Source organism: Roseococcus sp. GW821-FHT12F05, assembly GCF_058806835.1.
On sequence record NZ_JBXAQB010000022.1, the window covers coordinates 37,987 to 55,205 of the forward strand.

Sequence of the window (17,219 nt, forward strand, 5' to 3'; positions counted from 1 at the left end):
ATGCTCGCTGACACCGTCTTCATGACCTCGTCCACCACCGGCCCCGGGACCTATGACGTCGACCCGTTCACGGGCGAGAACGCCGGTCTGTTCCAAACCTTCGTGGAAGGGCTCGGCAACGGGAACCTCACCGAATACCGCGCCGTCATGGGCGAGGAATGGGAGAGAGGGTACGGCCTGGTCGCGGCCGGCAGCCCGGACACGGTGACCCGCGTGGCCGTCACCGACAGCAGCAACGGCGGCGCGGCCGTGAACTGGGGCCCGGGCGTGAAGTCGATCTATTGCTTCCCCAGCGCGGACAGCATCCGGTTCGGAGCGATCGGTATCCTCCCGGTCGCAACCGGCACGGGTAATGCTCAGGCCATTGCGCACGGGCCGGCCTGTGGCGCCCTCCGCCCCGGCCAGGTCTTCCGCTGGCTGGTCGCGAATGCGAACTCCGGAGCCGCCACGCTGGACGTGGACGGCCTGGGCGGCGAGTCGATCCGAAAGACGGGCGGGGCCGCTCTGGCCGGTGGCGAGCTGGTGGTCGGCCGCGTGGCAACTGTCGGTTGGGACGGCGTCTACTTCCGCCTCCTCGACATCCCCGTGACAGCATTTGGCGAGACGCTCGGCATAGCGGCCGATGCGGCTGGGGGGAGGACGGTGCTGGCCGCGCCCGCAGCTCCGAACGCATCGGGTGGGGCAGGCACATGGAGCGCGCAGAACGGCGGCGACGGGAACGCCATCGGGCTGCCGTCCGGCGGAACTTGGGCGTGGTGGGGCATGACGATCAACGTGGCGACCGGCGCGGTCGTCGGCGGCCTCTCCTATGGCGTGGCCGCCGGCGGCACCGCGATCCTGTCCCCCGGCGCGGGATTCAGGTGCAGCGTCATCAATTGGAGGATCGCGTGATGTGGACGCTGCTGCACCGCCGGCCGGACGGCACGTTCGTGATCGAGCGCAACGGCTGGCCCTACCACGTCACGCTGGAGGATGCGCTCTACGCCGAGGTGGCCGCCGCGGCCGAGGGCGTGGAGCTGCCGCCCGAGCCGGCGGCGGAGCCGCTGGAGGTTCCTGACCCGGCGCAGCCGACGAAGGCTGAACTGATGGCCGAACTGCTGGCCCTGCAAGCCAAGATCGAAGCCCTGCCCGAGTAGCCGCTGCCCTTACGGCGCGCGACCAGCGCGTGACCGCCCGCGGCCCAGTGCCGCTGTAGCCCACCTCGCATCACCACTGCCGCCGGCGGCCGCGCCTTCGCGCGTGCTGCTGCGCGGCCTCACGACATCGGGGGTTCCTGAATGGATCGGATCGTCAAGGATCTTGTGTGGGAACTCAGCACGTCCACCGGCCTCGGCAATATCGTCCTGAACGGCGCCAAGCCCGGCGGTTACAGGACGTTCTCCGCGGCCGGCATGGCGGCCGGCAAGACCGCGCCCGCGACCATCCGGAACGAATCTCTCGGCGAGTTCGAGGTCGGCGAGTACGGAATGAACGAAGACGGCGAGCTGATCCGGCCCGCGCTGATTCTCTACGCCTCCAGCAATGGCGACGAGCCGGTAGACTTCGGGATCGGCGAAAAGCAGGTCTATTCCTCGATCACCGCGCGGGATTACGAGGAGACCTCGATCTCGGGGTTCAAGGTGGAGGCCGAGGCAGCCGCGGCGCTGGCCGCATCACTCGCCGCCAACGTCAGCTCCACCGTCGCAAATGCGGCGCCTCCGTTCCGCACATGGCCCGAGGTGGAGGCCTGGGCTTCCATGGCCGACGACGATGCGATCGCCGTCTTGATCGTGGACGACGACGGTCATGAGAGTGGCCAGTACCGCAACATCGGCGGCACAGCGACATGGGAAAGCGACACGCTTCCGGGGGTGGATGCGCGCGCACTTCGTGTCGAGAGCAATCTCCCCAGCGGCTCCGCCCGGCACGGCAACCGCAATATCCGCGGCCTCATCGAGATCGGCGAGGAGAGCGATCCGGTCACGTGGTTCCTCGCCTGGATGGCTGCCAGCGGGCCGGATGCCTGGAAATTCGACACGACGCCCTCGCAGTCGCTGGCGGACAAGATCGGCGTTCTGTTGGAGATTTCGGATGCGCTGACGCTGGCGGCGCGCACCGGCCTCAGCGCCAATCGTCACGGCGCCCCCACGGGTTTCGGGGTGCTTGCCGAGGTCCCGGACGGGGTGGACTTCTGGTCGTTGCGCCAACGCCGCCTGCCGGACGCCGAGGCCGGCCGTGTGGATATCGCCTTGACCAGCGACAGCCTGCTCAACATCCGGACCCAGGTGCCCCTGCCGCCGGGCAGCTACACCGCCATCCCGACGCGGGCGGACCTCTTCGCCACGGTGGACGGGCGCCTGACGCGGCTCTCTCGCCGTCTCGATCTCCTCTCCACCGCGTCGGCCGTTTCGGTCGATGCTCTCTGCGCCATCGGCAGCGACACGCTCGGGCAGAGCAACGCGAACCTCGGCCTGTCGGGGGTCGCCGACGATCCGACGATTCCCACGCCGCCCGCCCCGCATCACTGCTTCATGCCGTCAGGCGGGTTCGGTGGCGGCTCGGTCTTCTCGTCCACGGAGGTGATCCCGGCCTCCTCGGTGCCGGACATGGTGCCGGCGAAGGAGGCCGTTTCCGAAGGTCCAGCCACGGCTGCCATGCGGTGGATGTATCAGCGTGATCTGACCGATGGCCGCGCCCCCTACGTCTATATCGGCCAGGCGCACGGCTATGGCGGGCAGCTCCTGACCGCGATGGTGCCGGGCACGAATATCTACGCGAACGGCCAGATGCTGCGACAGAAGTCGCACCTCTTCGCCCGCGCGTATGGCCTGCCGCGCATCTGGTATCCGGCCTGGAAGCTCCGCCAGGGCGAGGCCGAGCGCAGCTCCGTTTCGGTCGCCACCTGGGCCGGCACATTCCGCACGCTCCGCGACCAGAAAGAGATCGACATCAAGGCGGAGACCAAGCAGACCGAGCCAGTGTGGGCGATCATCTCGCAGCTCTGCGCCACGCCCGGCGGCGTCGATGCCCACACGGCGCTCGGCCAGCAGATGGTGGTGGTGAACGCCGATGGCCTCTCCCCGCGCACCACCTTCTCGTGCCCGACTTACATGCTGCAGGGCGACTATGGCATGGGCGGCGTCCATTACGTCTCGCTGGGCGATGACGTCGTCGCCGAATATGAGGGCAAGGCGGAGTACATCATCCGCGAGGCGGTGATCGCCGCCATCGCCGCCGGCACCGACCCGGCGACGCTGACCAATCGCGACATCCGCACCTGCCTCCGGGCCGATATCCCGAACGCCTATCGATCCGGCACCTCCGTCCATGTTCCGCTGCTGCTGCCGGATCGCTGCACAGGCGTGGAACTCGACACGATCACCCTCCCTGCCGCCACGCATTACGGCTGGTACAAGGCGGCGGGCACCGCCGGGGCCATCTCGAGCGCGGCGCTCTCCGGCAGCCTGGGCGGCGGCTACGAGGCCGTGATCAATCTCGCGAGCTTCGCGCCGGGCCAGAGCGTGACGCTTCGCGCCGGCTTCCAGCCCGACCCGGCAGGCAACACATCCGACCGATCCAGCGCCTGGACCAACTACAAGGCGACGAACTCCTTCGGCAACAGCATCGCCGTGCCGGACCTTCCGCTCGACGACTGGCTCTGTGTCGCGGGCTTCACCATCACCTATGACGGGGTAGTGACCCAATGAGCGAGACCCGCTTCCGCACCGCCATGCCTGGCGCGACGGCCCCGGCCGGCGCCAAGCTCAAGCCGAATTACGATGAAGTGATCGGGGCCGACGCGACGACCAACGAGTGGCTGCACCCCGATTCCGGCTACACGGTGTCGCTCGCCGGCACCGACCTCTACCAGTGGCTCACGCAGAAGGCGTCGGGTGGCCGGACGCTCCAGCAGAACTCTGCGGCGAGCCGCCCCCTGCTGGTCGCGAACCAGATCAACGGCCGCGCCATCGCGCGTTTCGCGACCAATCCCACCGGCGCTGGCGACTACATGCTCTTTCCGAGTTTCCCCGCCGGGGTGGGTCTCTCGTGGACGAAGATCCTCGTCCTGAAGGCCGGAGGTGTGAATGCAAACGGCTACCCGACGATGCGCGTCTGGAATGCGCTGGCGTCCGGCGGCACCGGCACGCTCGATCATCGGATCGAGATCACCTGGACGATCAACGACGGCGAGAACGTGCTCTGCCGCGCTGGCTCCGGGCTGGCGCTCTCGGCCAAGATCATCAACCGGCCGCTCGACGTGTTCTTCCCGCTCTTTTGCTCCTACCGGGGCGACACCAAGAAACTCGCCTGCTCGGTCGACGGCGGGACCCACTGGACGGAGAGCACCGCGTCGGGCGACGTGGACAGCACAGGCACCGGCATCGGTACGACCACGGGGGCCAGCAACAATGGCTCCAACATGGACCTGGCGATGGTCGGCCTGGACACGCTCGCCCTGCACGACCCGGCTAATGCCGCGAAGCTGGGCTGGTGGCAGCAGCTCATTCGCGACGATTTCGCGCTGACGATCTGAGGAGAGAGATCCATGGCCGCATATCAGAACTACCTGCTGATCGATCCCGCCGGCGTCGCGCGCGAGCGCTTCGGCTGGAACGGCCAGAACTGGGCTCCGCCCGCGGGCTGGAGCGCCATCCTGGACGACGGCCGGCCCGACAGCGAGATCGTGCCCCTGCCGCCGCCCGAGGACGACTGAGCCGTCGTGAAGCGATCCCTGCTCCACCAGCTGCTGGAGATCCCCGCATGAACATCAACGCGGTGGTCGGCATTGCCGGCTTCGCCTTCACGGTGATCTGCGCCATCGCCGGGCTGGTCTGGTTCTTCGCGCGCTCGCTGCGGGAGCTGCAGGACAAGTTCGGCGTGGAGATGCAGTCGGTGCGTGCGGACGTCAGCACGCGGAGTGATTCCCTGCGCCGCTCGCTCGACGAGCAGAAGGAGGGGCTGCGGCTCTTCGCGGAGAAGGTGGTGGAAGCTGAGGCGAGCACGCGCCGCCACGACTTTGCCAATCTGGACCAACGGACCGCCGCGCTGGCGGTGGAGTTGCGGACCATCGAACGGACCGCGGCCACACGCGAAGACGTGCGCGAACTGTCCGGCAAGATCGAGAGCATCGCTCAACAGCTCGTGAAGGTGCCGGTGCTGGGCGAGAAGCTGGACAACCTCATGGGCGCACTCGACCGCCTGGAAACGCGCCTGGATCAGGTCGAGCGCGGCCGCGCAGCGTAGCGCGTCAATCGAGACCTCCGCCGGCATTGCGCCGGCTGTTTGCCTCAGGGTCACCCGCCAGAGTTTCGAGGTGCTCGCGCTCGATGGTCAGTAGGCGCACCGCGTTCTCAAGCATCGATTGCGCCTCGCGGCGGAGATGGTAGCGGCCCTGGCGCTCGACCTCCTGAACAACCGCGCGACAGCTTTCGACGCGGGACTCCAGTTCGCAGATGCGCATCTGAATTTCGAAAAGGTCGCGGCTGTCGGGCATCGACGAATAACGCGCGACTGGCCGAGTAGCTGCTTCGCCACCCTTCGATTCAGGGAACCCCCGCTGCGGGCAGCGGCATCCTCTCGGCGCTGACTGAAACGGCAGACTCGAGCCCCCGCTCGAGGAGCGCGCAGAACGCGTTCGGCCAATGCCGTCCGCCGTCTCAGCCAGCGGCCGGAACACAGCACCGCACATGCCGCAGTGCAACACGTTCTTCCGCAATAGATTCAACCTCATGGAGAGTATCATGGACCTCAAGACCGTCGGCCCCTGGGCCGTGCGCATGCTGCTGCTCGCCCTGGGCGGCTGGCTTACCCGTGCTGGCGTCGGCGACGCCGGTCTCTGGGGCAATGTCGCCGACACGCTCGCCGGGCCGCTGGTGGTAGCAGGCACGGCCGTCTGGTCATGGCGCGCGACCAAGGCGCAGAAGGAGGCGCTGCCGGATTCGATCGTCGGCGTCACGGCCACGCTGGAGCCGATTGTCGCACCCGGGCTCGCGGATGAGGTGGCGGGCAAGGTGCTCGATCAGCTGCGTCCGCATCTGCCGGGCGGGCCGGCGGCATGAACCTCTGGTCCATCCTGGCGAGGCTCTTCGGCGCGCCGAAGCCCGTGCCCGCATCGCCGATCCCGCCCGCGCCGGCCGACATGCTGGGTGGCCTCACGCTGCCCGCTGCGGGGATTCCCGTTTCGGCCGTCGGCGATGCTCCGGCGGATCGCTTCGGCTCATGCCTTGCCGAGGTGCTGAGGCACGAGGGCGGATTCGTGAACCACCCGGCCGACCCGGGCGGCGCGACCAACCGCGGCATCACGCGCGCGGTGCTGGCCGAGTGGCGGGGCCGGCCGGTGACGGTGGATGAGGTGCGCGACCTCACCGTCGCCGAGGCCGGCGCCATCTACAGGGCGCGGTACTGGAACGCCATCCAGGGCGACAAGCTGCCGCCCGGCGTCGACCTGGCCCTGTTCGACTTCGCGGTGAACAGCGGGCCCGGCCGTGCTGCCAAGGCGATTCAGAGGCTGGTCGGCGTCACGCAGGATGGAGGCATCGGGCCAGTCACCCTGGCCGCGGTCAGCGCCGTCCCCCCCTCGAATCGTCGGGCGCTGATCGACGCCTATTGCGACGCGCGGCTGGAGTTCCTGCGAGGGCTTCCGGCCTGGCCAACCTTCAGGAAGGGCTGGTCGCGCCGGGTCGAGGACGTGCGGGACGCTGCCAATGGAAGGCTGGCGTGACGCGCCTCCTCATCCTGCTGGCGCTCCTGCTCCCCGTCACCGCCCGCGCCTGCCCGAACCTCCTGCTGGGCGACAGCCTGGCACAGGGCATGGCGCCCTACGCCCGCGCCGACGGCTACGAGGTCATCGCCCAGCGCGGCGCCGGCCTCTCCTGGGCCCGCACGGTCGCGCCGCGGTGCGTCGACACGCTGGTCGTGGTGATCGGGACCAACGACCTGCCCGGCATGACCGAGGCGTGGGCCAGGGCCTATCCGGCGCGCGTCGCCGAGCTGGTGGGCTGGTGGCGGCCGCGCAGGGTCGTCTGGGCCACGCCGGCGTGCTTTCCGGCCCGGCCGGCGATGGAGCGGGCCAGCGCCTGGCTGGACGCGGCTGCAGAGCCTGCTGGCGGGCTGCCGGTGCATCGAGGGCGGCCGGCGCGGTGCGAGCCGATCGGGGGTGATGGCGTCCACCCTGATGCCACAGCCTATCGGCGCTGGTGGCGGGACCTGCGGCCGCCCTGACTAGGTTGGGCGGCAGCCCAACCAACGCGCAGTGCTTGAAATTTGCCCTTTGGGCGTCTCAGATACGTGAGTGAGCCACGCCATGGACCCCGAAGAACAAAGAAAAGAGGCAAAGCGTCAGGCGATAACCCGCCGCTGGGATGCAGAGGAGCGAGCCGCTCGGTTTCATGCATTAGAGGAACGTATGGCAGAGCTGAAAATGACGCTTGCCCGGGTTGAACCCCTGCTAACGCGCATTGATGCGAGCACGCGGAAGCTGGAAGCTGATCTTGCAAAAGTAGACGGGCGAGTTTCCCAACTGCCGACAACCATCCAGCTGATGGGTTTCGTCTTGTCGGTGCTCGTGATCGCCGGCTTGATCAAAGTCTTCGGATAAGTGCGTCGCCAAGCCCGGCCGGGGAGACCGGCGCGGGGCTTTTTGTTGCAGCGCAGCTCTGGGCTATGCCAAGTTCCGCGAACCAGCGCTGATAGGATTCAACTCGCCCCGCCGGACGCCCCGGCGGGGCTTTTTGCGTTGTCAGGACTCGTCGTTTTCGCTTCCGAGGTTGCCAACGCCATCGATGTAGGCGCGTTCAGGCTGTGCCATTTGGGAGGCGCGCGCGATGGTTTCATTTCAGGAGTACCTCGAAACCTGCAGGTTCGAAGATTCACCTGAGGCTACCTTCGTGGAGCAAGCCTTGGCCGACGGTAGATTGTCGGGGGCAACGACGTGGGACGATCTGCACAGCGAGATTATAGGCCGAAGCGAGATCGATCCAATCGAGCTGGAGGCCGCTCAAAGCGTGTGGCTGGCCTATGTGCAGGCCCAGGGCCAGCCAGCCTGACGCCTACCGCCGGCTTGGCCGCGCGGGGCTTTTTGGGTTTGAGCGCCGGCAGCGCAGTGCTAACCTTCCCCTATGTGGACCTGCCGACATTGCGCGATGGACGTGACGCCGGCCTACGTCCCGCCGCCGGACGAGCAGGGGCTGTTCTTCATTTGTCGGGGATGCGGCGGTCGAAACGCCCTGGTGAGCGTCGGTGCGGGAAACGTGGACGATCCTGTTCGCCTGGAGCAGCCGGATCCATGATCGGCGCTGGAGCATTCTCCCAGCGCCCGACGAAGGTCACAGATACCGAGTAGATAGCCCGCCCTGAGGCATCGCGAATTTTGCAGAGAACGCTGGCCCACTCCCCGACAGGCTTGAGCTTTCCGGCAGTGGCGTGTGCCATTCCAATGGCCTGAACGCGAGCCGTCTCGGCGTCATCGAGTTCCACGCCGTACTCATCTCGCCTTAGCTCGCCGGTATGGTCGATGTCGAAAAAGAACCGCGGCACCGTCTCCTCGCCTGGACCGTTTACATGCCCAGACATGAACCGACTCAGCAACGTGGGGTTTCGATCGCCTGCCGGCCATTGCGCTTGAGCCTTGAACTGCTGCGATGTTCCAAATATGTTCCCCTCTGCAGAACGGAGCGCATAAGATGCCGACGCAAGCGAAATCCCGCGTCCGTCCGCTCGATGGGGCAGTCCAGTGCATCGTGGATCTCGCCGGCCGAGGAGCGGCCCCCGCCCGCATGGCGCGGGAGGTCGAGATCATCATCGGCGAGTGGCGGAAGTCCGTCGAGGATGACGTGGTGCTGGAGCGCATCGCCGCCATGCTGGAGCACCTGGACGCCGGCGTCATCGACGCGGAGGAGCAGGTGAACGATGTCGATCGGGATCAGCCCGCGGCAGTCACCCAGGCGAACACGACCCTGGCCGCGCTGGTGGCGTGTCGGAATGCGGCGCGGGCTGCACTGAGTGCCAACTGAGTGCCGAGGTAGGTCGTATGGCGCAAGAGTGGCATCAAGCTATTGAAAATATTGACTCTGAAGGCGGTGTCCGGCCTGCTTTGGGAGCAGGAGGTCGGAGGTTCGAATCCTCTCGCCCCGATGCCAGCCCCTCGGTGAGCATCCATGCTTGATTCCGTGTTTTACCTCGACGGCGATTCCTTCGACCGGCGATCACGAATTGAGAGATCCTTGCGGCAGCGGATGAGATTCCGCCGCTGGACCGCCCAGCGGGACATGATCGCCCATGCAGGCGACGAGAAACTGAACACGGACATCCCGGCTCGGCTGACCGTTCTCAGGGATCTCGCTTTGGCCGATCGCGGGCCGAAGATCGTGATCGGCCGGTCTTCCGGCGCGCGGGTCGCCTCCCTTTTCGCCGCGAGCGGCGCGGTTTCCGCGCTGATCTGCCTGGGCTACCCGTTCCGGCATCCGAAGCGGCCGGACGAGCCCGAGCGATATTCCCATCTCGCGCGGATCGCCACGCCCACCTTAATCCTGCAGGGCATGTCGGACCCCTATGGCGGCCTGGACATCCTCCACAGATACGAGCTGTCAGCGGCCGTGACTGTCCGCTTCTTCGATTGCGCCCATGATTTCAGCGTCCCCGAGCGCGAATGGGATCGGATCGCCGACCTCCTCGAAGGATTCTGCCGTCGGCATCTGAGTCCAGTCGAAGCCTGAGCCGCGGCCGGGGCGTCAGCCCCAGAGCCCGAACCACACCCCTGTCCCATGCACGACGCCGATCGGGAAGACGATCGCGCCGACCGTGGCGAAGGCCCAGCGGTCGTCCGCGCCACAGGAATAGAGGTGCTGCGACCAGGCCGCGAAGGGCAATAGGACGAAAGCCGCGAGAAACAGCGCCGCGATCGCATTGTCCCGCCACGTGGCGCGCTGTCGGCTCGGACGCATGGGTTTGCCTCCTGGGTGTCGTGGAGCGGAGCCTATCAGAACCGGGGTGCCTCAGGCGAGGCTCACGCCGTGAAGAGGGGCTTCAGATTCCGCCGCACCCGCTCCAGCACCGAGGTCTCGCCCACCGGCAGCTCGAATTTCCGGCCCGTGATGGTCTCGAAGGCCTCGATATAGACCGCCGCCGTCCCGAGGATCAGCTCCTCCGGAATCTCGGGGATCTCGTCGCGGTAGGGGTCGCAGCGCGCGGCCACCCAGTTCCGCACGAAGTCCTTGTCGAAGCTCTCCGGCTTCTCGCCCGCCTCGAACCGCGCCGGGTAGCTTCCGGCCCGCCAGTAGCGGCTGCTGTCGGGGGTGTGGATCTCGTCGGCCAGGATGATGCGGCCATCGGCATCCGTGCCGAACTCGTACTTGGTGTCGGCGAGGATCAGCCCGCGCTCCGCCGCAAGCTTCTGGCCCCGGGCGAAGAGGGCCAGGGCGTATTCGCTCAGCTGGTCCCACTGCGCCTGGGTCAGCAGCCCGCCGTCCAGGATCTCCTTCGCCGAGAGCGGGGCATCGTGGTCGCCGTGAAAGGCCTTGCTGGTCGGCGTGATGATGGGCTGGGGCAGGCGCTGGTTGTCGCGCATCCCCTCGGGCAGGCGGAGCCCGTACATCTCGCGCTTCCCGGCCTTGTACATGGTCAGCACCGAGGTGCTGGTCGTGCCCGCGAGGTAGTCGCGCACCACGATCTCGACCGGCAGGATGTCCAGCCGCTTCCCGATCACGACGTTCGGGTCCGGATAGGCCAGCACGTGGTTCGGGCAGATGTCGGCGGTGTGCTCGAACCAGTGGCGGGCGGTCTGCGTCAGCACCTGGCCCTTGAAGGGAATGGCGCAGAGGATGCGGTCGAAGGCGCTCAGCCGGTCGGTCGCGATGAGCACGCGGCTTCCGTCCGGCAGGTCGTAGTTCTCGCGCACCTTGCCGCCGTAGTGGTTCGGCAGCTCGGGGATCTCCGCGTCGCGGAGGACGAGATGCGCGAGCGGGCGGAGCGCCTCGATGTCCAGCATCAGGCGGCGGCCTCGGCGCGCTGCGCCTCGTAGGTCCGGCCGTTGACCAGCGCGGCCTCGAGCAGCGTGACGTCCAGCGCGGCGCCCTTGCCGGCCTCCACGAGGAAGCCGACGACATGGTCGATCTCGATGGGGCCGCCGGCCTGCAGGTCGCGGAACATGGAGGCGGTCGAGGTCGATTTGGGGTTGGTGAACATGCGCTCCATGCCGGTGAGCGTCGCCTCCGGCACCGGGTGGCCGTTCGCCGCCGCGATGGCGGCCGACAGCCGGAACATGCGCAGGATCAGCTCCTGCCCGCCGGCGCGGATGATCTGGCCGATGTTGCCGCGCATCATCACCGTCAGCGCGGCGAGCGAGCCGAGCATGACCAGCTTGGCCCACATCTCGTCCATGATGTTCTCGGAGGCGGTGGTCTTGATGTGCGGGGCCGCCTCGAAGGCCTTGGCCAGCGCCTCGACGCGCGGGGACATGCCGCCGGCGATCTCGCCGAAGAGGATGTCGGCCGGCGGCTGCATGTGGCGGATATGGCCTTCGGGCGTCAGCGTGGCCGCGATCTTCGCGACGCCGCCCAGCACGGCCTGCTCGCCGAAGGCCTCCTGCAGCGTCGTCAGGTGCGACATGCCGTTCAGCACGGGCAGAACCGCCGTATCCGGGCCCATGGCCGGGCGGATGGCTTCGATCGCCGAGGCGAGATCGTAAGACTTGCAGCTCAGCAGCACGACATCCCAGTGGTTGCCGGGGGCGTCCGCCGTGACGGTCTTCACCGGCAGGGTGAAGTCGCCGATGGGGCTCTGGACGACGAGCCCTTCCTTCGCGATCTGCGCCTGGCGCTTCGGGCGCACCAGGAAGGCGACCTCCTCGGCCGCGCCGCCCTGGATGAGCCGGGCCCCGTAATAGCCGCCGAGCGCGCCGGCGCCGAGGATGAGGATGCGCATGAAAAAGCCGCCTTCTGTGCCGCGCCCGGAAGCGGCGCGTGAGGCGGCAGGATCATCTTCCACCCGCAGGTGTCAATGTGGTGCGGGTAAGCGGCGGCCGGCCGGCGGGTCCGCCCGCCGGCCGGTTCCACGACTACTTGTCGACGGCGTTGCGGACAGCGTCCTTGGCCCCGCCGACGGCGTTCTGGATCTTGCCCTCGACCTTGTCGGACTTGCCTTCGGCCTGGAGCTTGGCGTCGCCCGTCACCTTGCCGGCGACTTCCTTGATGGCGCCCTTGGCCTGCTTCGCGGCGCCCGCGATCCGATCCTTGTCCATGATGCTGTTCCTCGATGCGGGGCATCGGGATTGATGCTCCCCCTGTCAGGAACAACTCTGCTGCGGCGCGACAGTTGCCCGATGGACGCGAGGACACCTCGATGTCAGAGCTTCTTCCACCCCTCGAAGACCACCTCGCGGGCGATCAACCCGTCGCGCATGTGGAAGACGTGCAGAAGCCGGAGCTCCACTTGGTCGCCGGGGCCGCAGGGGGCGTTGTCGAAGCCGTCGGCCACGATGCGGAAGCGGACCAGGCACTCGTCCACCACGCGCTCGCGTGTCGCGAAGCGGTCCATGGGCAGGATCTCGACCTCGGCCATGGCGGAGAACATTCTGACATAGTTGGCCTCGATCGCCGCGCGTCCGGCGAAGCGCAGGCCGCGCGAGGGCACCTCCAGCACGATGTCGTCGGTGTAGAGCTCCATCACCGAGGCGGGGTCCTGCGCCTCGCCGCGGATATGCGCGTCCACGGTGGCGAGGTTGGCGTGGATCATGTCGTTGAGCATGGGGTTTCCTATATCGTCAGATGGACTGACGATTTGCCGATGGTCAGAGAACCTGTCAATATCCTTTCCATGAGCGACCTCACCCCCACCGAGGCCCGGCGCACGCTGGGCGCCCTGCTGCGGCTGCCGTATGCGGCGCTGGTCGATCGCGTCTATGGCGGCCTGGCCGGGCGCGGCTTTCCCGAGATCCGCGTGGCGCATGGCGCGGTGCTGCGGCACATCCGCCCCGGCGGCTCGCGCCTCACCGAGCTCGCCGAGCGCGCCGGCATGGCCAAGCAGAGCATGGCCTATCTGGTGGAGGACCTGACCGGCCTCGGCTTCCTCGCCGCCGTGCCGGACCCGAGCGACGGCCGCGCGCGGCTGGTCCGGCTGACGGCGAAGGGGCGGAAGCTGATGGCCATGATGCTCGCCCTCAGCGCCGAGGCGGAGGAGGAATTGGTCGCGAAGGTCGGCGCCGCCGAGATGCGCACCTTACGCCGCGTGCTGGAGAAGGTCGTGGCGGCGCTGGAAAGCTAGCGCTCATCCTCCGGCGTGCGCGCCGCATAGGCCGCCCAGGTCGCGTGGCGGTCGCCGACGCTGCGCCAGTCGCCGCCCGCGATGCGCGGGAAGCGCGAAGGGTCGTCCATCACGTAGACATAGGCGCGCAGCAGGACCGCCGGCGTGCGCACCGGCAGCACCGTCCGGCGATACCAGCCGTCGGGCGCGCCGGCCGGGGCCACGCCCTCCAGCGCGTCCATGCCGGCGAGGCGCTCCAGCGGCAGCTCCACCACCTCGCCCTGGACCTCGCCGTCGCCGAGCGCCAGGGCCGGGTAGGGGCCGCAATCATGCAGGACGCCGCGCAGGATTCCCGCGAGGCGCGGCACGCCGGCGAGGTGGTGCGCGTTCGCCTCGCCCTCCATCAGCGTGCCGTAGACGAAAAGGTGCCGGATGGTCAGCGCTGGCGCCTCGCCGCGGGCCACGGCGTCCATCATCCCATGCGCCAGCCCGTGGGCGAGCTGCCCGCGCCGCACCACGGCGAGGTAGTCGGCATGCGGCGGGTGAAAGCCCTGGCTCGGCCCGACATAGGTCATGGCCTCGACCACGGTGCCGTCCGGCAGCACCGCATGGCGCTGGACGCGCGCATAGTGGCGGGGCGCGCCTTCCTTGGCGTCGAGCGCGAGCAGGGTCGCGGCATCGGCGCGGAAGAGCATGCCCTCCACGGCCTGGCCCGGGCGCTCGCGCAGGTTCAGCACGCCGCCCTGCCGCGAGCGGGAATGGCGGTCGAAGGCCAGCTCCACATCCAGCAGCAGCGCGGGGCTCACCGGCTCGAGCCGGGCTTCGGGACATACGTGGCGTGCGCAGAAGCCGGTCCAATCCTCCGCGTCGAGGTTGGAGCCATAGGCGAAGTAGAACGTCATTCCAGCGTGGCGCGCGCTTCGGTCAGGGCCACGCGCTCCTCCTCCGTCACCTCCGGATAGCGCAGGTCCAGCGCCCGCAGCGCCCGGTTGATCGCGGCGACCACCACCAGCCGCGTGAACCACTTCCGGTCCGCCGGGACCACGTACCAGGGCGAGGCGGGCGTGGCGGTCGCGGCGATCGCCTGCTCATAGGCCACCCTGTAGGCATCCCAGTGCCCCCGCTCCGCGACGTCGGCCGCCGAGAACTTCCAGTTCTTCTCGGGCTCGTCGAGCCGCTCGAGGAAGCGCTTCTTCTGCTCCTCCAGCGAGACGTTGAGGAAGAACTTCAGCACCACGATGCCCTGCCGCGAGAGGTAGCGCTCGAAGCCCGCGATGTCCTCCAGCCGCTCGGTCCAGATGTGCTTCGTCACCAGCCGCGGCGGGAGCTTCTGATGCGCCAGGATCTCGGGATGCACGCGCGCGACCAGCACCTCCTCGTACCAGCTGCGGTTGTGGATGCCGATCTGCCCGCGCGCCGGCAGCGCCGCGCCGTGGCGCCAGAGGAAGTCGTGGTCCAGCTCCGTCGTGCTCGGCTGCTTGAAGGCCGCGACGTGGCAGCCCTGCGGGTTCAGCCCGGAGAAGACGTGCTTGATCGTGCCGTCCTTGCCCGCCGCGTCCATCGCCTGGAAGATGCAGAGCACGGCCCAGCGGTCCTGCGCGTAGAGCTTATCCTGTTGCGTGGAGAGCCGGTCCACGCCCTTGCGCAGCAGCTCCGTCGCCTCGTCCTTGGAGAGGTGGAGCCCGGCCGTGTCGTCCGGCGCGTAGTTCTTCAGCCGGAAGCCCTTGCCCTTCTCGATGCGGTAGCGCGCCAGGATGTCCTCGATGTCGATCTTCTTCATGTCGCCGTTGCTCCCAGCAGCTTGCGGCCGCGCCAGGCCCGCAGCACGAAGGCGCCCTGGATGGCGAGGGTGAGCCCCATGGCCCAGCCATAGCCCGTCGCGTTCCAGCCGCCGTCGGCCGCGCGCGGCCAGAGGTCGAGGATAGCGCCGATCGCGACCTGCAGGAGGAAGACCATGGTGAGCATCGAGGCATTGATGGCCGTCGCCACCCGGCCCGCCAGCTCCGGCCCGAAGCGCTGGCCCACGGCGGCATAGCCGGCCGGCCCGCCCGAGGCCGCCATGGCGAAGCAGAGCCAGATCAGCCCCAACGCCGGCACGCCCGAAGGCGGCGCGAAGATCAGGATGGCCTGGATGGTCAGCAGCGCGCCCATGGCGATGGACGGCACCATCAGGGGCGAGAAGCCGCGGGCTTGGAAGAAGCTCGCGGCCTGGCCGGTGAGCAGGCTGCCCGCCGCCGCGCCGCAGGCATAGGTGAAGAGCACGACCCCGCGCGCATGGTCGTCGAGCCCGGCGACGTCGCGCAGCCAGGGCCCCGCCCAGAGCCCCTGATAGACGAAGTTCATCGCCGTCAGCATCAGGATCGCCGGGACGAAGCGGCGGAAATAGGGGTGGGCGAAGATGGGGCCGAAGGCGGTGATCTCCGTCACCAGGCTGCGCCGCGGCGGGCGGACATGGCCGGGCGGCGCGTCGGCGACGGAGACCCAGATCCACGCGGCCACGATGCAGCTCAGCACCGCGAAGATAAGGAAGCCGCCGCGCCAGCCGGTCAGCGGGATCAGCGCCTGCATGGGCAAGGTCGCGACCATGCCGCCCAGCGCGCCGACGAAGACGCCGCTGCCCGTCATGGCGGCGACCTTCGCGCGCGGGAACCATTGCGTATTGGCCTTGAGCATCGCCATCAGCCCGGCCGAGATGCCGATGCCGGTGACGAAGCGCCCGATGCCCAGGAGGATCACGTCGTCGGCCATCGCGCAGATGAGGAAGCCGAGGCCGGCGGTCAGCGAGAGCACCGTCTGCACCCGCCGCGCGCCGAACATGTCCAGCGCGAGGCCGACGGGCAGCTGCGACAGCCCATAGGCCGCGAAGAGGATGGCGGCGAGCAGCCCGAGGTCGGAGGCGGAGAGGGAGAATTCCAGCGCCAGCATCGGCCCGATCACGGCCATCACCGCGCGGCTCGCCTGGTTCAGGAAGTTCACCAGGGCGAGCGGGAAAGTGATCCGGAAGAAGGTGCGCATCTCAGCCGACCCGCAGGCGGATGCTGATCGGGCAATGGTCGGAGAGGCGGTCGCGCAGCGCCGGGTCGCGCTCGACATAGACCATGACGCGCAGGCTGTTCTGGACCATCCAGCCGCGCGCGGGACCGCCGAGCAGGATGTGCTCGATGAAGGGCCGCCCGCCGCGGGCGTCGGACCAGCAGGGGTTGGAGACGCCCTCGTTGGCGCGGGTGAGCGGCGCGGCGGCCGCCAGCTCCTGCAGCACCGTGTCCTGGGGGCTCGCGAAGCGGCGGTTGAAGTCGCCGAGGATAGCGAAGGCCGTGCCCTCGCGGCGGCGCTGGGCGATCCAGCCGGCGAGGACCGCGGATTGCTGCATCAGGGTGTCGCAGTCGCGGCCCCGGTCGGCGGCCTCGCGGCAGCCGGCCTTGAGATGGACGGAGAGCAGCCGAAGCATCCGGCCCTCCACCTCGACGGTGATGTCGGTGCCCCGGCGCAGCGAGAAGCGCTCCTCCGGGATGGGGTCCAGCTCCTCCAGGTCGGCGTTGCGGATGGCGCGGAGGGTGCGGCGGACGGCGAAGCCGGTGCGCTGGATGTCGCGCTCGTCGGGGAAGAAGAAGTTGTAGTCGCGCGGATCGAGCACGCGGGCGGCGGCCTCCGGCCCGTCCACCTCCTGCAGCGCCAGGATGTCGGCGTCGAGGCGGCGGGCATAGTCGACGAGGCGGGTGAAGTCGCCGGGCTGGCGGGGCGTGAGGTCGCGCGGCAGAGCCCGGTCGCCGGCCGGGCGCAGGGTCAGCCAGGCGATGTTCCAGGTGGCGAGCTTGATCTCGGCGGCCCCCAGGGGAAGGGGCAGGAGGGCCGCGGCGAGGAGGAGGATCGCGAGGAAAATCCGATGCATGGCGGCATCCTGGACGCAAAATGACCCGGCGGCGAGCCGCCCCAGGCTTCGGGGGACTCCGAAACATCCGGACAGGTGGGGCGGTAGGTTGCAACCCCGAAAGCCGGTAGGATCG

The 17,219-nt window shown here is 68.6% G+C and carries 25 protein-coding genes; 14 read left to right on the forward strand and 11 right to left on the reverse strand.

Translation table 11 applies throughout. The features are described from left to right. From AC1ROY_RS32130 to AC1ROY_RS32155, 6 genes are all read left to right on the forward strand, one after another. Complete coding sequence (locus AC1ROY_RS32130; protein WP_493153030.1) at nucleotides 1-891, forward strand: hypothetical protein; 891 nt, start codon at nucleotides 1-3, stop codon at nucleotides 889-891. Beyond that, nucleotides 891-1,136: a hypothetical protein gene (locus AC1ROY_RS32135; RefSeq protein ID WP_493153031.1), complete on the forward strand. Its 246-nt coding sequence runs from the start codon at nucleotides 891-893 to the stop codon at nucleotides 1,134-1,136. The genes AC1ROY_RS32130 and AC1ROY_RS32135 overlap by 1 nt, the downstream gene beginning before the upstream one ends. 141 nt (nucleotides 1,137-1,277) lie before the next feature. Continuing rightward, on the forward strand, nucleotides 1,278-3,686 hold the full coding sequence (locus tag AC1ROY_RS32140) for a hypothetical protein (RefSeq protein ID WP_493153032.1): 2,409 nt from the start codon (nucleotides 1,278-1,280) through the stop codon (nucleotides 3,684-3,686). Then, complete coding sequence (locus tag AC1ROY_RS32145) at nucleotides 3,683-4,513, forward strand: hypothetical protein (RefSeq protein ID WP_493153033.1); 831 nt, start codon at nucleotides 3,683-3,685, stop codon at nucleotides 4,511-4,513. Before AC1ROY_RS32140 ends, AC1ROY_RS32145 begins: the two co-directional genes overlap by 4 nt. Before the next feature lie 12 nt (nucleotides 4,514-4,525). Then, nucleotides 4,526-4,693, forward strand: a complete 168-nt coding sequence (locus tag AC1ROY_RS32150) for a hypothetical protein (protein WP_493153034.1) — start codon at nucleotides 4,526-4,528, stop codon at nucleotides 4,691-4,693. 47 nt (nucleotides 4,694-4,740) lie between these two features. After that, a complete protein-coding gene (locus tag AC1ROY_RS32155; protein WP_493153035.1) occupies nucleotides 4,741-5,223 on the forward strand; it encodes a hypothetical protein in 483 nt (160 codons plus the stop codon). A gap of 4 nt (nucleotides 5,224-5,227) precedes the next feature. Here AC1ROY_RS32155 and AC1ROY_RS32160 read toward each other — a convergent pair whose 3' ends face one another. After that, nucleotides 5,228-5,473 (reverse strand): hypothetical protein, encoded by a 246-nt coding sequence (locus AC1ROY_RS32160; protein ID WP_493153036.1) that lies wholly within the window; start codon nucleotides 5,471-5,473, stop codon nucleotides 5,228-5,230. 247 nt (nucleotides 5,474-5,720) lie between these two features. On the opposite strand from AC1ROY_RS32160, the gene AC1ROY_RS32165 reads away from it, so the two are divergent. The 5 genes from AC1ROY_RS32165 to AC1ROY_RS32185 all read left to right on the forward strand — a co-directional run bounded on the left by AC1ROY_RS32165 (nucleotide 5,721) and on the right by AC1ROY_RS32185 (nucleotide 8,024). Further along, nucleotides 5,721-6,038, forward strand: coding sequence for a hypothetical protein (locus tag AC1ROY_RS32165; RefSeq protein ID WP_493153037.1), 318 nt, complete (start codon nucleotides 5,721-5,723; stop codon nucleotides 6,036-6,038). Next, nucleotides 6,035-6,700 (forward strand): glycoside hydrolase family 108 protein, encoded by a 666-nt coding sequence (locus AC1ROY_RS32170; protein WP_493153038.1) that lies wholly within the window; start codon nucleotides 6,035-6,037, stop codon nucleotides 6,698-6,700. The genes AC1ROY_RS32165 and AC1ROY_RS32170 overlap by 4 nt, the downstream gene beginning before the upstream one ends. Beyond that, complete coding sequence (locus tag AC1ROY_RS32175; protein ID WP_493153039.1) at nucleotides 6,697-7,200, forward strand: SGNH/GDSL hydrolase family protein; 504 nt, start codon at nucleotides 6,697-6,699, stop codon at nucleotides 7,198-7,200. Before AC1ROY_RS32170 ends, AC1ROY_RS32175 begins: the two co-directional genes overlap by 4 nt. 82 nt (nucleotides 7,201-7,282) lie before the next feature. Beyond that, nucleotides 7,283-7,576 (forward strand): hypothetical protein, encoded by a 294-nt coding sequence (locus AC1ROY_RS32180; protein ID WP_493153040.1) that lies wholly within the window; start codon nucleotides 7,283-7,285, stop codon nucleotides 7,574-7,576. 226 nt (nucleotides 7,577-7,802) lie between these two features. After that, nucleotides 7,803-8,024 carry a hypothetical protein gene (locus AC1ROY_RS32185; protein WP_493153041.1) on the forward strand — a complete coding sequence of 74 codons (222 nt, stop codon included), beginning with the start codon at nucleotides 7,803-7,805 and terminating at the stop codon, nucleotides 8,022-8,024. Nucleotides 8,025-8,172: 148 nt separating this feature from the next. Here AC1ROY_RS32185 and AC1ROY_RS32190 read toward each other — a convergent pair whose 3' ends face one another. Next, nucleotides 8,173-8,550 carry a DUF6894 family protein gene (locus tag AC1ROY_RS32190; protein ID WP_493153042.1) on the reverse strand — a complete coding sequence of 126 codons (378 nt, stop codon included), beginning with the start codon at nucleotides 8,548-8,550 and terminating at the stop codon, nucleotides 8,173-8,175. Between the two features lie 110 nt (nucleotides 8,551-8,660). Between AC1ROY_RS32190 and AC1ROY_RS32195 the strand changes: the two genes are divergently transcribed. Both AC1ROY_RS32195 and AC1ROY_RS32200 read left to right on the forward strand, forming a co-directional pair. Then, nucleotides 8,661-8,990 (forward strand): hypothetical protein, encoded by a 330-nt coding sequence (locus AC1ROY_RS32195; RefSeq protein ID WP_493153043.1) that lies wholly within the window; start codon nucleotides 8,661-8,663, stop codon nucleotides 8,988-8,990. Nucleotides 8,991-9,134: 144 nt separating this feature from the next. Further along, on the forward strand, nucleotides 9,135-9,692 hold the full coding sequence (locus AC1ROY_RS32200) for an alpha/beta family hydrolase (RefSeq protein WP_493153044.1): 558 nt from the start codon (nucleotides 9,135-9,137) through the stop codon (nucleotides 9,690-9,692). Nucleotides 9,693-9,707: 15 nt separating this feature from the next. On the opposite strand, the gene AC1ROY_RS32205 is transcribed toward AC1ROY_RS32200, so the two are convergent. The 5 genes from AC1ROY_RS32205 to AC1ROY_RS32225 all read right to left on the reverse strand — a co-directional run bounded on the left by AC1ROY_RS32205 (nucleotide 9,708) and on the right by AC1ROY_RS32225 (nucleotide 12,720). Further along, on the reverse strand, nucleotides 9,708-9,920 hold the full coding sequence (locus AC1ROY_RS32205) for a hypothetical protein (protein ID WP_493153045.1): 213 nt from the start codon (nucleotides 9,918-9,920) through the stop codon (nucleotides 9,708-9,710). A gap of 62 nt (nucleotides 9,921-9,982) precedes the next feature. Then, complete coding sequence (locus AC1ROY_RS32210) at nucleotides 9,983-10,963, reverse strand: phosphoribosylaminoimidazolesuccinocarboxamide synthase (protein WP_493153046.1); 981 nt, start codon at nucleotides 10,961-10,963, stop codon at nucleotides 9,983-9,985. Further along, on the reverse strand, nucleotides 10,963-11,898 hold the full coding sequence (locus AC1ROY_RS32215) for a 2-dehydropantoate 2-reductase (RefSeq protein ID WP_493153047.1): 936 nt from the start codon (nucleotides 11,896-11,898) through the stop codon (nucleotides 10,963-10,965). The genes AC1ROY_RS32210 and AC1ROY_RS32215 overlap by 1 nt, the downstream gene beginning before the upstream one ends. A gap of 133 nt (nucleotides 11,899-12,031) precedes the next feature. After that, on the reverse strand, nucleotides 12,032-12,214 hold the full coding sequence (locus tag AC1ROY_RS32220) for a CsbD family protein (protein WP_493153048.1): 183 nt from the start codon (nucleotides 12,212-12,214) through the stop codon (nucleotides 12,032-12,034). Between the two features lie 104 nt (nucleotides 12,215-12,318). Beyond that, complete coding sequence (locus AC1ROY_RS32225; RefSeq protein WP_493153049.1) at nucleotides 12,319-12,720, reverse strand: nuclear transport factor 2 family protein; 402 nt, start codon at nucleotides 12,718-12,720, stop codon at nucleotides 12,319-12,321. A 69-nt stretch (nucleotides 12,721-12,789) separates the two neighbouring features. On the opposite strand from AC1ROY_RS32225, the gene AC1ROY_RS32230 reads away from it, so the two are divergent. Next, a complete protein-coding gene (locus AC1ROY_RS32230) occupies nucleotides 12,790-13,236 on the forward strand; it encodes a MarR family winged helix-turn-helix transcriptional regulator (RefSeq protein ID WP_493153050.1) in 447 nt (148 codons plus the stop codon). Here the strand turns inward: AC1ROY_RS32230 and AC1ROY_RS32235 are convergent. From AC1ROY_RS32235 to AC1ROY_RS32250, 4 genes are read right to left on the reverse strand one after another with little or no spacing between them, the layout of a single operon-like run. Beyond that, entirely contained in the window at nucleotides 13,233-14,117 is an 885-nt protein-coding gene (locus AC1ROY_RS32235) for a gamma-glutamylcyclotransferase (RefSeq protein WP_493153051.1), read from the reverse strand. The two genes, AC1ROY_RS32230 and AC1ROY_RS32235, sit on opposite strands and share 4 nt — an antisense overlap. Next, entirely contained in the window at nucleotides 14,114-14,995 is an 882-nt protein-coding gene (locus AC1ROY_RS32240) for a polyphosphate kinase 2 family protein (protein ID WP_493153052.1), read from the reverse strand. Before AC1ROY_RS32240 ends, AC1ROY_RS32235 begins: the two co-directional genes overlap by 4 nt. After that, a complete protein-coding gene (locus tag AC1ROY_RS32245; protein WP_493153053.1) occupies nucleotides 14,992-16,230 on the reverse strand; it encodes an MFS transporter in 1,239 nt (412 codons plus the stop codon). Before AC1ROY_RS32245 ends, AC1ROY_RS32240 begins: the two co-directional genes overlap by 4 nt. A 1-nt stretch (nucleotide 16,231) precedes the next feature. Next, nucleotides 16,232-17,104, reverse strand: coding sequence for an endonuclease/exonuclease/phosphatase family protein (locus AC1ROY_RS32250; protein WP_493153054.1), 873 nt, complete (start codon nucleotides 17,102-17,104; stop codon nucleotides 16,232-16,234). Nucleotides 17,105-17,219 lie beyond the last annotated feature (115 nt).

Coding starts and splice junctions, on each gene's coding strand:
- AC1ROY_RS32130 (WP_493153030.1), top strand. CDS start 1: ATGCTCGCTGACACCGTCTTCATGACCTCGTCCACCACCGGCCCCGGG.
- AC1ROY_RS32135 (WP_493153031.1), top strand. CDS start 891: ATGTGGACGCTGCTGCACCGCCGGCCGGACGGCACGTTCGTGATCGAG.
- AC1ROY_RS32140 (WP_493153032.1), top strand. CDS start 1,278: ATGGATCGGATCGTCAAGGATCTTGTGTGGGAACTCAGCACGTCCACC.
- AC1ROY_RS32145 (WP_493153033.1), top strand. CDS start 3,683: ATGAGCGAGACCCGCTTCCGCACCGCCATGCCTGGCGCGACGGCCCCG.
- AC1ROY_RS32150 (WP_493153034.1), top strand. CDS start 4,526: ATGGCCGCATATCAGAACTACCTGCTGATCGATCCCGCCGGCGTCGCG.
- AC1ROY_RS32155 (WP_493153035.1), top strand. CDS start 4,741: ATGAACATCAACGCGGTGGTCGGCATTGCCGGCTTCGCCTTCACGGTG.
- AC1ROY_RS32160 (WP_493153036.1), bottom strand. CDS start 5,473: ATGCCCGACAGCCGCGACCTTTTCGAAATTCAGATGCGCATCTGCGAA.
- AC1ROY_RS32165 (WP_493153037.1), top strand. CDS start 5,721: ATGGACCTCAAGACCGTCGGCCCCTGGGCCGTGCGCATGCTGCTGCTC.
- AC1ROY_RS32170 (WP_493153038.1), top strand. CDS start 6,035: ATGAACCTCTGGTCCATCCTGGCGAGGCTCTTCGGCGCGCCGAAGCCC.
- AC1ROY_RS32180 (WP_493153040.1), top strand. CDS start 7,283: ATGGACCCCGAAGAACAAAGAAAAGAGGCAAAGCGTCAGGCGATAACC.
- AC1ROY_RS32185 (WP_493153041.1), top strand. CDS start 7,803: ATGGTTTCATTTCAGGAGTACCTCGAAACCTGCAGGTTCGAAGATTCA.
- AC1ROY_RS32190 (WP_493153042.1), bottom strand. CDS start 8,550: ATGTCTGGGCATGTAAACGGTCCAGGCGAGGAGACGGTGCCGCGGTTC.
- AC1ROY_RS32195 (WP_493153043.1), top strand. CDS start 8,661: ATGCCGACGCAAGCGAAATCCCGCGTCCGTCCGCTCGATGGGGCAGTC.
- AC1ROY_RS32200 (WP_493153044.1), top strand. CDS start 9,135: ATGCTTGATTCCGTGTTTTACCTCGACGGCGATTCCTTCGACCGGCGA.
- AC1ROY_RS32205 (WP_493153045.1), bottom strand. CDS start 9,920: ATGCGTCCGAGCCGACAGCGCGCCACGTGGCGGGACAATGCGATCGCG.
- AC1ROY_RS32210 (WP_493153046.1), bottom strand. CDS start 10,963: ATGCTGGACATCGAGGCGCTCCGCCCGCTCGCGCATCTCGTCCTCCGC.
- AC1ROY_RS32215 (WP_493153047.1), bottom strand. CDS start 11,898: ATGCGCATCCTCATCCTCGGCGCCGGCGCGCTCGGCGGCTATTACGGG.
- AC1ROY_RS32220 (WP_493153048.1), bottom strand. CDS start 12,214: ATGGACAAGGATCGGATCGCGGGCGCCGCGAAGCAGGCCAAGGGCGCC.
- AC1ROY_RS32225 (WP_493153049.1), bottom strand. CDS start 12,720: ATGCTCAACGACATGATCCACGCCAACCTCGCCACCGTGGACGCGCAT.
- AC1ROY_RS32230 (WP_493153050.1), top strand. CDS start 12,790: ATGAGCGACCTCACCCCCACCGAGGCCCGGCGCACGCTGGGCGCCCTG.
- AC1ROY_RS32235 (WP_493153051.1), bottom strand. CDS start 14,117: ATGACGTTCTACTTCGCCTATGGCTCCAACCTCGACGCGGAGGATTGG.
- AC1ROY_RS32240 (WP_493153052.1), bottom strand. CDS start 14,995: ATGAAGAAGATCGACATCGAGGACATCCTGGCGCGCTACCGCATCGAG.
- AC1ROY_RS32245 (WP_493153053.1), bottom strand. CDS start 16,230: ATGCGCACCTTCTTCCGGATCACTTTCCCGCTCGCCCTGGTGAACTTC.
- AC1ROY_RS32250 (WP_493153054.1), bottom strand. CDS start 17,104: ATGCATCGGATTTTCCTCGCGATCCTCCTCCTCGCCGCGGCCCTCCTG.